Origin of the sequence: Rhizobium sp. L43, assembly GCF_002531725.1 — a bacterium.
Taxonomy (GTDB): Bacteria; Pseudomonadota; Alphaproteobacteria; order Rhizobiales; family Rhizobiaceae; genus Rhizobium.
Map to the genome: position 1 here is coordinate 42,436 of NZ_NWSQ01000012.1, position 14,668 is coordinate 57,103.

At 61.1% G+C, this 14,668-nt stretch carries 14 protein-coding genes; 6 read left to right on the top strand and 8 right to left on the bottom strand.

Translation table 11 applies throughout. The features are described from left to right. Positions 1–63: 63 nt before the first annotated feature. Positions 64–1,575 carry an ATPase domain-containing protein gene (locus CO667_RS17045; RefSeq protein ID WP_097619487.1) on the top strand — a complete coding sequence of 504 codons (1,512 nt, stop codon included), beginning with the start codon at positions 64–66 and terminating at the stop codon, positions 1,573–1,575. Continuing rightward, positions 1,550–3,715, top strand: coding sequence for a hybrid sensor histidine kinase/response regulator (locus CO667_RS17050; protein ID WP_097619488.1), 2,166 nt, complete (start codon positions 1,550–1,552; stop codon positions 3,713–3,715). Before CO667_RS17045 ends, CO667_RS17050 begins: the two co-directional genes overlap by 26 nt. Here CO667_RS17050 and mobB read toward each other — a convergent pair. The 3 genes from mobB to CO667_RS17065 are packed head-to-tail and all read right to left on the bottom strand — an operon-like array spanning position 3,647 to position 5,712. Beyond that, entirely contained in the window at positions 3,647–4,168 is a 522-nt protein-coding gene (gene mobB, locus CO667_RS17055; protein WP_097619489.1) for a molybdopterin-guanine dinucleotide biosynthesis protein B, read from the bottom strand. The genes CO667_RS17050 and mobB overlap by 69 nt on opposite strands. After that, the gene (mobA, locus tag CO667_RS17060) at positions 4,165–4,794 is read right to left on the bottom strand and encodes a molybdenum cofactor guanylyltransferase MobA (RefSeq protein WP_097619644.1); all 630 of its coding nucleotides are present in this window, start codon (positions 4,792–4,794) and stop codon (positions 4,165–4,167) included. The genes mobB and mobA overlap by 4 nt, the downstream gene beginning before the upstream one ends. A 9-nt stretch (positions 4,795–4,803) precedes the next feature. Next, positions 4,804–5,712 (bottom strand): DMT family transporter, encoded by a 909-nt coding sequence (locus CO667_RS17065; protein WP_097619490.1) that lies wholly within the window; start codon positions 5,710–5,712, stop codon positions 4,804–4,806. 87 nt (positions 5,713–5,799) lie between these two features. Here CO667_RS17065 and CO667_RS34870 point away from each other — a divergent pair, with 87 nt between their 5' ends. Continuing rightward, on the top strand, positions 5,800–5,997 hold the full coding sequence (locus CO667_RS34870; RefSeq protein ID WP_143540725.1) for a hypothetical protein: 198 nt from the start codon (positions 5,800–5,802) through the stop codon (positions 5,995–5,997). Positions 5,998–6,040: 43 nt separating this feature from the next. After that, on the top strand, positions 6,041–6,808 hold the full coding sequence (locus CO667_RS17070) for an SDR family oxidoreductase (RefSeq protein ID WP_097619491.1): 768 nt from the start codon (positions 6,041–6,043) through the stop codon (positions 6,806–6,808). Between the two features lie 351 nt (positions 6,809–7,159). Here CO667_RS17070 and CO667_RS17075 read toward each other — a convergent pair whose 3' ends face one another. From CO667_RS17075 to CO667_RS17095, 5 genes are all read right to left on the bottom strand, one after another. Next, a complete protein-coding gene (locus CO667_RS17075; RefSeq protein ID WP_097619492.1) occupies positions 7,160–7,942 on the bottom strand; it encodes a glucose 1-dehydrogenase in 783 nt (260 codons plus the stop codon). A 264-nt stretch (positions 7,943–8,206) separates the two neighbouring features. After that, positions 8,207–8,995, bottom strand: coding sequence for an SDR family oxidoreductase (locus CO667_RS17080; protein ID WP_097619493.1), 789 nt, complete (start codon positions 8,993–8,995; stop codon positions 8,207–8,209). 22 nt (positions 8,996–9,017) lie between these two features. Continuing rightward, positions 9,018–10,496: a sugar ABC transporter ATP-binding protein gene (locus tag CO667_RS17085; protein ID WP_097619494.1), complete on the bottom strand. Its 1,479-nt coding sequence runs from the start codon at positions 10,494–10,496 to the stop codon at positions 9,018–9,020. A 130-nt stretch (positions 10,497–10,626) separates the two neighbouring features. After that, on the bottom strand, positions 10,627–11,556 hold the full coding sequence (locus CO667_RS17090; RefSeq protein ID WP_003569108.1) for a sugar ABC transporter substrate-binding protein: 930 nt from the start codon (positions 11,554–11,556) through the stop codon (positions 10,627–10,629). A 117-nt stretch (positions 11,557–11,673) separates the two neighbouring features. Next, positions 11,674–12,654: an ABC transporter permease gene (locus CO667_RS17095; RefSeq protein WP_097619495.1), complete on the bottom strand. Its 981-nt coding sequence runs from the start codon at positions 12,652–12,654 to the stop codon at positions 11,674–11,676. A 209-nt stretch (positions 12,655–12,863) separates the two neighbouring features. Here CO667_RS17095 and CO667_RS17100 point away from each other — a divergent pair, with 209 nt between their 5' ends. Then, the gene (locus tag CO667_RS17100) at positions 12,864–13,673 is read left to right on the top strand and encodes a transketolase (protein ID WP_097619645.1); all 810 of its coding nucleotides are present in this window, start codon (positions 12,864–12,866) and stop codon (positions 13,671–13,673) included. Further along, positions 13,673–14,629 (top strand): transketolase family protein, encoded by a 957-nt coding sequence (locus CO667_RS17105; protein ID WP_097619496.1) that lies wholly within the window; start codon positions 13,673–13,675, stop codon positions 14,627–14,629. The genes CO667_RS17100 and CO667_RS17105 overlap by 1 nt, the downstream gene beginning before the upstream one ends. Positions 14,630–14,668: the final 39 nt, after the last annotated feature.

The window sequence follows — 14,668 nt, forward strand, 5'->3', positions numbered from 1 at the left end:
TGCAACGATTTGACATTCCATCACTCGCCGCTAATTCACACTTAATATTGAAGGAAACAGTGAATGAATACTGCGGCACCTGCCACGAAAGCCCGGACCGGTGTGTCCGGTTTGGACACAGTTCTGGCGGGGGGGCTTTCCACGGGCCACGTGTTTCTCCTGGAGGGAAACCCAGGAGCGGGCAAAACGACTATCGCGCTGCAGTTTCTGATCGAAGGTGCACGGCTCGGCGAGCAGGGGCTTTACATCACCCTTTCGGAAACCGAGAGCGAACTCCGGGCCGGTGCCGCATCGCATGGCATGGTGATCGATGGCAATATCGAGGTCTTCGAGGTCGTGCCCCCGGAAAGCTTGCTGGATGCCGACCAGCAGCAGAGCCTGCTTTATTCGTCGGACCTTGAACTTGGAGAGACGACAAAGGAAATCTTTGCCGCTTTCGAGCGGGTCAAGCCACGGCGCGTGGTTCTCGACAGTCTGTCGGAGATAAGGCTGCTCGCGCAAAGCTCGCTGCGCTACCGCCGGCAGATCCTCGCGCTCAAACATTATTTTGCCCGGCAGGGGGCGACAGTCCTTCTGCTCGACGATCTGACTTCCGATGTGCTCGACAAGACGGTGCACAGCGTCGTGCACGGTGTCATCCATCTCGAAGAGATGGCGCCGAGCTACGGCTCCGAACGCCGACGTCTCAGAGTCATAAAATATCGCGGACAGGCCTTCCGCGGCGGCTATCACGATTTCATTATCCAGACTGGCGGCGTGATCGTCTTTCCGCGGCTCGTCGCCGCCGAACACAGGTCGAGTTACGCCCGCGATCAGATTTCCTGCAATATTGCGGAACTGGACCTTCTTCTGGGAGGTGGCCTCGAGCGAGGTTCCAGTACACTCATCCTTGGTCCTGCCGGCACTGGCAAAAGCACGTTCTCGTTTCAATTCCTGGTGGCTGCGGTCGCGCGCGGCGAGAAAGTGGCGGCCTTCATTTTTGACGAGGAGCTGGGCCTGCTCTTCACGCGGCTGAAGGCGCTCGGAATGGATCTCGAAGCCATGCGGAACGCGGGTCATATCCACATCGAACAGCTGGATGCCGCCGAACTGTCGCCGGGCGAATTCGCCCACCGCGTGCGCAACTGCGTCGACAAGTCGGATGCGAAAACCGTGATCATCGATAGTATCAACGGTTATCAGGCTTCGATGCCAGATGAGAATTCGCTGATCCTTCATATGCATGAGCTGCTGCAATATTTGAACAGGCAGGGCGCCAATACCTTCCTGACCGTTGCGCAGCACGGGCTGGTTGGTGACATGAAGGCACCTGTCGACGTTACCTATCTCGCCGATACCGTCATTCTGCTGCGTTACTTCGAGGCGGCGGGAAAGGTGCGAAGGGCAGTCTCGGTGATCAAGAAGAGGACCGGCTTTCACGAGGATACCATCCGGGAGTATCGGATAGACGCTTCCGGCTTGAGGTTCGGCGATCCTCTCGTCGGGTTCCAGGGCGTGCTTCGCGGCGTTCCCGAATTTGTCGCGCCCTTGGCGCCGCTCCTGTCGACCAATGGCGGGGATAGCGGCAATTCCTAATTCCAGCAAACCGAAAGCATTGATCTACGCCCCCGCCGGTCGCGATGCCTGGGTGGCGAGATCGCTGGTCGATGAGGCCGGGTTGACGTCGATTGCCGCCGCCGACCTGTCTATGTTCGCGTCTTCGCTCAGCGATGACATCGCGCTTGGCGTGCTGACGGAAGAGGCCGTTCGCTCGAGCGATCTCAAGCCGATCGCCGCCTGGGTTTCGGCCCAACCGAGCTGGTCAGATCTGCCGTTCATCGTACTCACCACACGTGGCGGCGGGCCCGAACGAAATCCGGCCGCTGCCAGGCTTTCCGAGGTTCTTGGCAACGTCACCTTCCTGGAACGGCCGTTCCATGCGACCTCCTTCATCAGCGTTGCCCGGACTGCTTTAAAGGGGCGCCTGCGCCAATATGAAGCGCAAGCCCGGCTCGAAGCTCTCGGCGAAGGGGAGCGACGGTTGCAGACGGCGCTCGCTGCCGGTCGTCTGGGAGCCTGGGAACTGGAACTCTCCTCGATGGCCTTGTCCGCCTCGGCGACCTGCAAGGCAGTCTTCGGCCGAGGACCGGATGATGATGTGACGCGCGACGATCTGATCACAAGCATCCACCCCGATGACCGGGACGGTGTGCTCGCAAGTCTGCGCCGGACGATCGATACCGGACACGACTATTCGATCGAACACAGGACGATCTGGCCGGATGGATCGTTGCACTGGACCGAGGTCCATGCGCAGCTTTACGCCGACAGATACGGTTCCGCCAGGAAGCTCGTCGGGGTCTGCTCCGATACCACCGCCCGCAAGACCATCGAGGAAAATCTGAGACGGCTCAATGAAAACCTCGAAGAGCGTGTGAGGGAACGGACCAGGGAGGTTAACGCCGCCCACCAGACCCTGCTCGAGGAAGTGGCTCAGCGTGAGAGAGCCGAGGAGCAGCTTCGCCAATCGCAGAAGATGGAAGCGATCGGCCAACTTACAGGTGGTGTCGCCCATGATTTCAACAATTTGCTGATGGTGGTTCTCGGAAATCTGGAGCTGCTCGGCAAGTCTGTTGCAGGAGATGCCAAGGCGACGCGTCTGGTCGACGGGGCGCTGCAGGGCGCGCGTCGCGGCGCGGCGCTGACGCAGCGGCTGCTGGCTTTTGCCAGACAACAGGATCTGCAGGTCAAGCCTGTCGATCTGGCCGAACTGGTCTCCGACATGAACGACCTGCTGCGGCGCTCCGTGGGACCCTCGGTCAGCATCGAGACCATCCTGCCGGCGACACTGCCGCCGGCACTGGTTGATGCGAACCAGCTCGAACTGGCGCTGCTCAATCTTGCCGTCAATGCCCGCGACGCGATGCCGGAGGGCGGAAGGCTGTCCATATCGCTGCGCGAGGAACAGGTCGTCGGCAATGGCGGCGATCTCGGCGAGGGAGCCTATCTCGTATTGGCGGTGGCCGACAACGGCACCGGCATGGACGCGGAGACGCTGAAGAAGGCCGTCGATCCGTTTTTCTCGACCAAGGAACTCGGAAAGGGCACGGGCCTCGGCCTATCGATGATCCATGGACTTGCCGTTCAGCTCAATGGCGCACTGCTTCTGACAAGCGAGCCTGGGCTGGGAACGACCGCCGAGTTGTGGCTTCCGGCGACCGAACGGCGCCCCGAGCGGCCGGCCGAGGCGGAGCTCTCCGTCCCGCAGGCTGCATCCAGGCTGAAGATCCTTCTGGTCGATGACGATGCCTTGATCGCCATGAGCTCGGTCGACATGCTCGAAGATCTCGGCCACGAGGTCGTCGAGGCAAATTCCGGCTCGGAGGCGCTCGAGCTGATCAGGAGCGGCCAGCATTTCGACCTTGTCATCACCGACTATTCGATGCCTGGTATGACCGGTGCACAGCTCGCTGAGGCCGCACGGGACATTCTGCCAGCGCTACCGATCGTGCTGGCCACGGGCTATGCCGATCTGCCCGCCGGCACCGATATCGATCTTCCGAGATTGGGAAAGCCCTATAATCAGGCGCAGCTTGCCAGGGAAATCAGCAAGGCGGTGGCAGGCGAAGCGGTTCCGGTGCCCAGATCCGCCAGCGGCGCCGACGCTTCAGGACCTCGTCTCTCCAAGCCCGACGATATCAGCAATGAAATCGGCGATGGCGCCTGTATCGTCTAGATCGAAGACCGGCAGGGCCGTATCCGCGACGGGATGATCGGCGGCGATTGCGCAGATATGGGGATCGCTCGGCGCCAGCGGTTCACGATTGGCGGCCTCCAGGCGGCGGGCCTCGATCTTCGGGATCGGTTCGCGCTTGTAACCTTCGATCAGCACGAGATCGCAGGGCGCGAGACGGGCAAGAATCTCCTCGAACGCAGGTTCGGGGGCGCCGCGCAACTCGTGCATGATGGCGTAGCGGGTGCCGGAGACGATGGTGACTTCGTGGGCGCCGGCCTGCCGGTGGCGGTAGCTATCGGCGCCCACCTTGTCGATGTCGAAATCATGATGGGCGTGCTTGATCGTCGAGATCCTGTAGCCGCGGCGGGTGAACTCCGTTACCAGCCGGACGGCGAGCCCTGTTTTGCCCGAGTTCTTCCAGCCGGCAATGCCGAAGATTTTCGGTGCGGTCATGCGCGAAGGGCCTCCAGCCAGCGTTCCGCCTCGACGAGATCGTCGGGCGTGTTGATGTTGAAGAAGGGATCGAGCAGGCTGGCGCGGGTCGGATGCAGCGGAAACGCCACTTCCGTCACGTCATGCCGCAACAGGAAGTCGCGCACGCGGCGCTTTTCGTCGGTGGCGATCCAGGCTTCGAGATCGGCCGCGAGCGTCACCGGCCACAGCCCGAAGACGGGATGGCTGCGGCCTTCGGAGGCGGCGATGGCGATCTGCGACGGCCGTTCCAGCGATGCCGCCAGCCGGGCCACGAGATCGGTCGGGAAGAACGGGCAATCCACAGAGACGGTGACGACATGGCTGATTGCGGGAAGGCCGGCGGCATAGGTCATGGCCGCATGGATGCCGGCCATCGGTCCTGCCTTGCCGGGAATACGGTCGGGCATGACGGGCACGGCTTCGGCGGCGGCATCGGCATTGACGGCAACGGAAAAAACCTGCGGCGAGAGCCGGTCGAGCACATGGCGGAGCAGGCTTTCGGCCCCGAGCATGACGCCCGCCTTGTCGCGGCCCATGCGTTGCGAGCGGCCGCCGGCCAGCACGACGCCTGCTATATCGGATCTGTCGAGCGGGAATTCAGTCATCATCCTGCCTCAAACCGGTGAGCGCGGCGCGGATTCCTGCGCGATCGGGGGTACGCGGCGCTTGGCTTCACGATAGAACGTATAGAGGCCGGAAGCGATGACGATTGCAGCGCCGAGGAGCGTCCAGCTGTCGGGCACTTCGGCGAAGAAGAAAAAGCCGAGGAGCGAGGAGAAGATCAGGCTGGTATAGCGGAAAGGTGCGACGAAGGAGATTTCGCCGGTGCGCATGGCGAGGATGACCGACTGGTAGCCGACGAGCACCAGAACCGAAGCGAGCAGCAGATGTCCGAGCGAGGTCGCACTGACCGGTTGCCAGCCGCCGAGCACCGGGATCAGCAATGCGCCGAAGAAAGAGATGGAGATGGCGGTGATGACGGTGATCATCAGCGAGGGAATCTCCGGGTCGATCGAGCGGGTGGCAAGATCGCGGCCGGCCGTCGTCAGCACGGCGCCGACGCAGAGCAGGGCGGCGGCGGTGAAACCTTCCGGTCCGGGGCGGATGATGATCATCACGCCGACGAGGCCGACTGTTATCGCCGACCAGCGCCGCCAGCCGACGGGCTCGCGGAAGAAGAGGGCGGCACCGAAGGTGACGACCAGCGGCAGCGACTGCAGGATCGCCGAGGCATTGGCGATCGGCATCATGCCGAGCGCGGTAATATAGGTGACGGCGGAAAACATCTCGCAGATGATGCGGAGGATGATGATCGGCTGCAGCACGATACGCCAGGAGCGCAGAGCGCCCATTTTCCTGGCGATCAGATAGACGAGCAGGCTGGTGAAGAGGCCGCGCAGGAACATGATCTCCCCGGCATTCATATAGGCGACCACGGATTTGGAGAGAGCATCGCTGGCGGAAAAGCCGGCCATCGCCATGCTCATATAGATGGCGCCCTCAGTATTGCGTGACCGCGGCATGAAGAGATTCCCGTTACCTGTGCGCCCCTTCTTAGTCGGGAAGATACATGAAGGGAATCGGATGAATGTCACACCCGGGATAAATCGATGATGCGGCGCACAATGGTGCTGACGCTGCGGCAGGCGCGTGTTTGGAAACCACAGCAAAGCAGCGTTTTAGAAGGCGAATTCCGATTTCCGGTGGACGATCATCCTCCTTCGGCTGGAACGGATCGCCGGCTGAAAGCATCGACTGTCGGCAGTTTTGGTTTGTCCGCGCGGGAAACGGGTGGCTGCATGGCCTGATGTTTGAGATGTCGGATGCCTCGACAACTGAGGAGAAACGAACATGACACTTCTGAACGACAAGGTCGCGATCATCACCGGCGCAAGCTCCGGCATTGGCCGCGCGGCGGCAAAGCTCTTTGCGCGAGAGGGTGCGAAGCTCGTGGTCACCGGAAGGCGACAGGAGGCGCTGGATGCCGTCGTCGCCGAAATCGAGACGGAGGGCGGACAGGCTGTCGCCTTATCGGGCGACGTCAGGGACGAGGCGCTGCAGGCAAGGCTTGCCGACATGGCGGTCTCGCGCTTCGGCCGGCTCGACATCGCCTTCAACAATGCCGGCATCCTTGGTGAGATGGGGCCGGTTGCCGGACTGTCGCTGGAAGGCTGGCGCGAAACGATCGAGACCAATCTCACCGCCGCCTTCCTCGGCGCCAAACATCAGTCGGCAGCGATGGGAAAAGGCGGCGGATCATTGATCTTCACCTCCACCTTCGTCGGCTACACCGCCGGCATGCCGGGCATGGCCGCCTATGCGGCTGGTAAGGCGGGACTGATTGGCTTCGTGCAGGTGCTCGCCGCCGAACTCGGCCGACAGAACATCCGCGTCAACGCCCTGCTTCCCGGCGGCACCGACACACCCGCCAGCATCACCAACGCGCCTGATGCGACGCCGGAGGTGCTCGCTTTCGTCGAGGGGCTGCATGCGCTGAAGCGCATGGCCCAGCCGGAAGAAATCGCCAATGCCGCGCTGTTCCTGGCGTCCGACATGGCGAGCTTCGTGACGGGCACGGCGATGCTGGCGGATGGCGGGGTGTCGATCAGCCGGACTTAGGATGGGTGAGGGGGCGTTTCATTTTGAAGCTGAATGGAGGATTTGACCTGAAGCAGCCATATGCCTTTCGCTTACCGCTCAAGGCGTTCGTCGCTGACGCTCCTCACCCCCCCCTCATCTGCCCTGACGGGCATCTTCTCCCCGCTGGGGAGAAGGGGGAGCAAACCGCCGACCATCGTTTCCTACCGCAAAGGTCGCAATGGGGAGCGAGGCGCTGCCACGAGTCCCTTCTCCCCAGCGGGGAGAAGATGCCGGCAGGCAGATGAGGGGGCTACACGGCGCATCCTTAATTACCTGGCTTCGCTGAGCGCCAGCGAAGTCAGTACCGCCGGCCCATGGTCTGCATCCCGCCTAAGACATAATCAACCCACCATCGACATTGATCGTCTGGCCGGTGATGTAGGCGGCGTCGTCGCTGGCGAGGAAGGTCGCCAGGCCGGCGACGTCTTCTCCGGAGCCGGCGCGTTTCATCGGGATGCCCTCGACCCATTCCTTCATCAATTCGCCGGGGGCGTAATTGCCGAGCAGCTTGCCCCAGGCCTGGTCGTTATAGGCCCACATATCCGTTTCGATGATGCCGGGGCAGAAGGCGTTGACGGTGATCTTTTCGGTGGCGACTTCTTTGGCCAGGCTCTGGGTGATGCCGACGACGCCCATTTTCGAGGCGGCATAGTGGGGCGTGTAGATGAAGCCGTCGCGGGCCTGGCCGGAGGCGGTGTTGATGATGCGGCCGCCGCGCTTGTGTTTGCGCATGCGCAGAATGGCCTCCTGGGCGCAGAGGAAGACGCCCTTGGTGTTGACGGCCATGACCTTGTCCCACTCGTTTTCGGTCAGATCCTCGATGCGGGCGATGGTGATGACGCCGGCATTCTGGATCGAGACGTCGACCGCGCCGAATTCCTTCTCGGCGGCATCATAGAGGGCAATGACGCCCGCCTTGTCGGTGACGTCGCCGATGAAGGAGATTGCCTTGCCGCCTTCGGCCCGGATCCCATCGGCAACGCCGTGGACCAGCTCCTCGTTGGCCGAGACGACGAGATTGGCGCCTTCGCGCGCAAAGCGCCTGGCGATCGCCGCGCCGATGCCGCGGCTAGCCCCGGTAATGACGACAGTCTTTTGCTCAAAGCGTTTCATGCTCTTTCCTTCCCGGTATCCGTCAACAAACAGCAAATCTGGGTGCGATCTGCGCTGTGATGCTTATTGGAGCTCGAACGGCTGCCCGAGATAATCTCGGGGAATTCAGGCCGTCTTGAGCGCCGATGACGACGCCCGACTCCTCTACCCGTTCTATCGGCGTGAAGGGCGGGCAAGACGACGATATCGCACGCCGTCTTGCCCGTTCCTTCAGCGCCTCGATCTCAGCCAGGGAGGAAGCGAGACCGTTCATTTTTTCAGTTATCACCAGCAGCAGAAGCCGCCGTCGACGAGAAGATCGACGCCGGTCACGAAACTTGCTGCATTCGACAGCAAGAACACCGCCGGTCCGACCATCTCGTCGACCGATGCCATACGCTGCATCGGCGTCTGCTCTTCGAAGAGCTTGGTCTGATGAACCATCTCCGGACGGGTGTTCATGGGCGTCGCCGTATATCCGGGGGAGATGGTGTTGACGCGAATGCCGCGGTCGACCCATTCCATCGCCAGAGACTTCGACATATGGATGACGCCCGCCTTGGAGGCGTTGTAATGCGCTTGGCTCAGCCCCCGGTTTACGATCACACCGGACATGGAGGCGATGTTGACGATGGAGCCGCGTCCATTCTTCAGCATGGCGCGAGCCTCGGCCTGGCAGGAAAGGAATATGCCTTTGAGGTTGATGTCCATCAACGTCTGATATTGATCCTCTTCCATCTCTTCCGCCGAGTTCGCGTTAGCGATGCCTGCAGCGTTGACGGCAAGCGTCAACAGGCCGAGATCCGCTTCGGTACGGGCGACGGCCTCTGCAAGGGACGATTTGCTCGTGACGTCAGCCGCGATCTCAATCGAGCGGCGGCCGGCGGCGCGAATGTGTTCGGCCGTTCTGGCCAGTCCGTCGTCGGTTCGACGGTCGAGCAGCGCCACGTCGGCGCCGCATTGCGCAAGGCCGATGGCAATGCGCTGCCCAATGCCGCTCCCGGCTCCGGTCACGATGGCGACCTGGCCGCTGAGATCGAAAAGCTTCGGGGCGTTCAGAGTGATGTCGGACACCGCTCTTCCTTTCTCTGTCTGTTTAGATGGTGGCTAGCTCCATGACCGAAACGTCATTTGCCTGGTCACGATTGAGGATCCCCGCCTGCTTGCCCTGGGCAAGTACGAGAATGCGATTGGAGACTCCGAGAACTTCCTCGAGATCCGAGCTGACGACGATGACCGCCACGCCCTGTTTGGCAAGATTGACGATGATGTCGTAGATGCCCGCCCGGGCGCCGACGTCGATGCCTCTCGTCGGTTCGTCGAGCACGACGACCTTGGGATCGCGCATAAGCCACTTGGCGATCACGACCTTTTGCTGGTTGCCGCCGGAAAGGTCCGAGGCGTATTGCTCTGCGCGGCCCTTGACGCCGAACTTGGCAACCGCCTTTTCTGCAAACGAGCGCTTGATGCGCGGCGTAATCCAACGCCCGCCCAGCTTGTCGAGATTGGCGTAGATAATGTTCTCGCTGATCCGGTGGCCGACGATCAGGCCCTGCTCCTTGCGGTCTTCCGGAACCATCACGATCCCCTTGGCGATGGCGTCCGCCGGATCGTGCAGCCTGAGTTCTTCGCCTTCCAGCTTGATCGAACCTGCACTGATTGGGTCCGCGCCCGAAATGGCGCGCACCAGTTCGGTGCGGCCGGCGCCGACCAATCCGGCAATCCCGAGAATTTCCCCGGCCCGCACCTCGAAGTTAACGTCACGGAACGCGTTATCAGGCGAGCTCAGCCCGGATACCTGGAGTACCGGACGGTCTGTCGGAACGGGCAGGGTGGGGAACAAGCGGTCAAGCGGGCGTCCGACCATGCTCTCGACGATCGTGCGCACCGGGGTCGCGCTGTCTGAGAATTCCTGCACGCGCTCACCGTCGCGAAGAACGACGATCCGGTCGGTTATCTGCTTGATCTCTTCCATGCGGTGGGAGATGTAGACGATGCCGACGCCCTCCGAGCGAAGCTTCCGCACCTGTTCGAAGAGAGCTTCCGTCTCCGCGCCGCCAAGCGCGGCTGTCGGCTCATCGAGGATCAGCAGCTTTGCGTTGAGAGCCAGAGCCTTGGCGATCTCGATGAGCTGCTGATTTGCTGTCGAAAGGCCGGCGACCGTTCGCGTTGCGGGTATGTGAAGGTTCAATCGCGCGAGCTGGTCCTGGGCCCGGCGAACCATTTGGGCACGGTCGACGACACCGTTCTTCATCGGCCAGCGTCCGATGAAGACGTTTTCCGCGATCGACAGCTGCGGCAGAAGCTGCAGTTCCTGGTGGATCAGGACGACGCCCTTGTCGATCGCTTCCCTAGGGGTGGCCGGGGCATAAGGTTGCCCCAGCCATGTCATTGATCCTTCGGACGGTGTGCGGGACCCGGCGATGATGCCCGATAGCGTCGACTTGCCCGCTCCGTTTTCACCGAGAAGTGCAACCACTTCGCCCGGATAGACGTCCAAGCTGACATTCTTCAGAACCTGGAGCGGCCCGTACCACTTGGATATGCCCCTCAGGGAAAGAACCGGGTCAGTCATGGCACACCTCCTCAAGACCTCGACTTATTAGAGCGCCGTGCGTCCGTTTGGACGCACAAAGGACGCTCTAACGCTTTGAATCTACGCATCGTGCTTTCCGAAAATCGATTCCGATTTTCGGGCCGATGCGTTACGGATGGTTGGCGATGAAGCCTGCGACGTTTTCCTTGGTCGTCAACGTGGCATCCATGAGCTGGACCGGCGGCACCTTTTCTCCGGCGACAAGCTTGGCGGCATTTTCAACCGCATCGCGGCCCATCTTCTGTGTCTGCTGGGTCGCAGTTACGTTGAAGACGCCCTTGCTGAGGGCTTCGAGAGCTGCGGTGTCGCCATCGAAACCACCAACCACGATCTTCTGCGATGGATTGGCGACCTTGATCGCCTGGGCGGCGCCAAGGGCGAGACCGTCGGCTTGGGCGAACACGATCGAAACGTCCGGATTTGCCTGCAGCATATTCTGCATGATCTGGAAGCCTTCGTCCTGGCTCCAGATGTTCGAGAACTGCTCGGCGACAACCTTGACATCAGGATATGCTTTCAGAGATTCAGCACAGCCCTTCGAGCGATCGACCTCCGGCGTCGTGCCCTTCTGGCCGTGGATGATGACCATCTTTCCCTTGCCGCCGGCTTCCTTCAGGATGTAGTCGCACACCGCCTTGGCAGAGGCGACGGAATCCGTTGCAAGGAAGGTATCGCCGGGCGCTCCCTCGGCGTTGCGGTCAACGTTCACGACCGGAATACCAGCGCTCTTCGCGAGCTTGACCGGAACGGTCGCAGCCGCCGCACCTGCCGGAATGTAGATCAGCGCGTCGATTTTCTGAGTCAGGAGGTCCTGGATCTGGTTGACCTGTGTCGGGCCGTCGCCCTTGGCGTCAACCGTGATGACTTCGATGCCGCGCTTCTTGGCTTCGGCTTCGACCGATTGCTTGATCTGGTTGAAGAAGTTTGCCTGAAGATTGGCAACGGCCAGGCCGAGCTTCTTCAGTTCCGCCGCGTGTACGGGACCGAGCATGAGGCCGAGAAGTGCAGCAGACGCGAGCATGGTGCGCGCAATTTTCATTGTATTTCCTCCGTTGTTTGATGGAACCCTCGGGTATGTCCTCCCCCTCGGGGTATTGATCCGCCCCAACATTCCGGGGCGGAATTCCGGGTCCGCCAACACGGCGGACCCTGCTCGTCAGGCGCGACGCCGACGAATGGTCTCCGCGCCGACCGCGAGCACGATGACGATGCCGATGATCACCTGCTGAAGAAACGGTGAGACGTTGAGAAGGTTGAGGCCGTTGCGAAGCACACCGATGATTAGAACGCCGATCAGCGTTCCCCCGATGCCGCCCGCGCCGCCGGAGAGCGAAGTCCCGCCGATGACGACCGCGGCGATGGTGTCCAGTTCATAACCCAGGCCACTGGATGGCTGGACGGAATCCAGTCGGGCGGCGAGCACGACGCCGGCAAGTCCCGCAAGAACGGCACTCATGACATAGACGCCGATCGTCACGAGCGGGACGTTGATGCCGGCCAGGCGCGCGACTTCGGAGTTTCCGCCCACCGCATAGAGCATGCGCCCTTCGGATCGGAAGTGCAGGAAAAGCCAGGCCGCGAGAACAACCGCAAGCATCAGAAACACCGTGGCTGTCATGACGCCGAAATGGCGATCGATCGCCAGCATCATGAACCAGTCGGGGAATCCGACGATCTGCTGGCCGTCCGTGATCATGTTTGCAACGCCGCGAGCTGCAGACATCATTGCAAGCGTGGCAATAAAGGCTGGAACCCTGAACTGCGTCACCAGAAGTCCGACGATCAGGCCTGATACCGCCGAGGCGATCAGCGCAAAGGCGATGCCGACAGGCAGCGGCAGGCCGGCGACATTGGCGGTCCAGCCCATGACCATCATCGCCAGGGCAAGTGCCGAGCCGACAGAGAGATCGATGCCGCCGATGAGGATGACGAACGTCATTCCCACGGCCATGATGCCGAGAACAGTGATCTGGTCGAGGATGTTGAGGCCGTTTCGAACCGAAAGAAACGTGTCTGTGCTGAAGCTCAGAAAGACGCACAGCACGAGCAGTCCCACGAGTGGACCGGTCGCTCCCTTGAGCTTGCTCAACCACGCACCGGAGGAAAGCCTGTGTTCATTGATATCGAGCGCCACCATTGCTCCTCCCTCTGCGTAGGCTTGTATCCGATATTCGTTCAGGAGGGAATAAATATTCACACCTGCTGGAAAATTCATTAACAACTTGCTTTCCGGCTGTCAATAGGATTTGCTCTGGCGTCAGCTGCTGTCAGGCTCGCTTAAGGGCTTGACTAATCGGCTTCTTGTGCAAAAATATTGATGAATGAATATTTATGCAAGAGGAACTCATGGATACGACAGAACTTGAGCGCATCGCCCGCGAAATCCGATTGCGCGATCTTCAGGCGGTCTTCGAAGCGGGCGCCGGCCATATTGGCGGGGAAATGTCGGTCATCGACATTTTGACGGCGCTCTATTTCAGGGTGCTGAATGTCTGGCCGGATCAGCCCAAACATCCAGGCCGCGACAGGTTCGTTCTTTCAAAGGGACATACGGCATGCGCTCTGTATGTGACGCTCGCCAAACGTGGCTTTATCCCGGAGGAGGAGATTTCCACCTTTTTGCAGCCGCATTCGAGGCTGAACGGGCATCCAAATTGCAACAAGGTTCCGGGCGTCGAAACGAATACCGGGCCGCTCGGTCACGGTCTTCCGGTCGCCATAGGAATGGCGAAAGCCGCCAAGCTCTCAGGCGCGAAATATCACACCTATGTCGTCACCGGCGACGGTGAGATGCAGGAGGGTTCCAACTGGGAAGCGATCATGGCGGCCGCCCAGTTCAAGCTCGACAATTTGACGCTGGTCATCGACCACAACAGGTTCCAGCAGGGCGCGGCGCTGGCCGAAACCAATGATCTCGCGCCGCTGCGTCCGAAGCTGGAGGCGTTCGATTGGGAGGTCACCGAAATCAACGGGAACAATATGAGCGAAGTCGTTCCCGCTCTCGAACGCCGGGGGGCAAGACCACATTGCATCGTTGCCCATACCAACAAGGGCCATGGAATCTCGTTCATGCAGGACCGGGTCGACTGGCACCACAAGGTACCGAGCAAGGAACAATACGAAATCGCATTGGCAGAATTGTCGGAGGCCCTGTAATGAACGCGCCAATAAACCCACCCAAGCTTTACGATTGCCGCGATGCATTCGCTGCCACGCTTGAGCGGCTGGCTGCTGAAAACGAAACGATCGTTGCAGTCTGCAACGACTCGGTCGGTTCCTCCAAGCTCGGCGGCTTCAAGTCGAAATTTCCGGATCGCCTCGTAAACGTCGGCATCGCCGAGCAGAACATGGTCGGCGTTGGAGCAGGCCTTGCCAACGGCGGACGTCTTCCATTCGTGTGCGCCGCTGCTCCGTTTCTGACGGGGCGGTCCCTGGAGCAGATCAAGGCCGATATTTCCTATTCGAATGCCAACGTCAAACTGGTCGGCATTTCTTCCGGAATGGCCTATGGCGAACTCGGTCCGACCCATCACTCGATCGAAGACTTCGCCTGGACGCGGGTCCTGCCCAATCTGCCGGTGATTGCACCTTGTGACCGCATCGAAACCGCTGCCGCTGTTGCCTGGGCAGCGACCTATGACGGGCCCTGTTTCCTGCGTCTGTCGCGGGTAGGGGTGCCCGACCTCCTTCCGGAAGGCCATAAGTTCGAACTTGGCAAGGCAAATCTCCTTCGCCAGGGTTCCCAAGTCACCCTTATCGCCAACGGCACTTTGACTCATCGAATTTTGAAGGCTGCCGAAATCCTCGCAGGCCGCGGCATCGATGCCAGAGTGCTCAACCTTGCAACGGTGCGTCCGATCGACGAGGAGGCTATCATCGCCGCGGCGAAGGAAACCGGAGCGATCGTCACGGCCGAAGAACATTCGATCTTCGGCGGGCTCGGCTCCGCGGTCGCCGAAGTGGTGGTCGACAATGCTCCGGTTCCGATGAAACGTCTCGGCGTTCCCGGCGTCTACGCTCCGACCGGCTCGGCAGAGTTCCTGCTCGACGAATTCGGGATGGCGCCGTCCGCAATCGCCGACGCCGCACAGTCGCTGATCAAGCGCAAGTAACCGGGATCGCGTGACCAGCCGGGACGCTTTTTCGTCGTC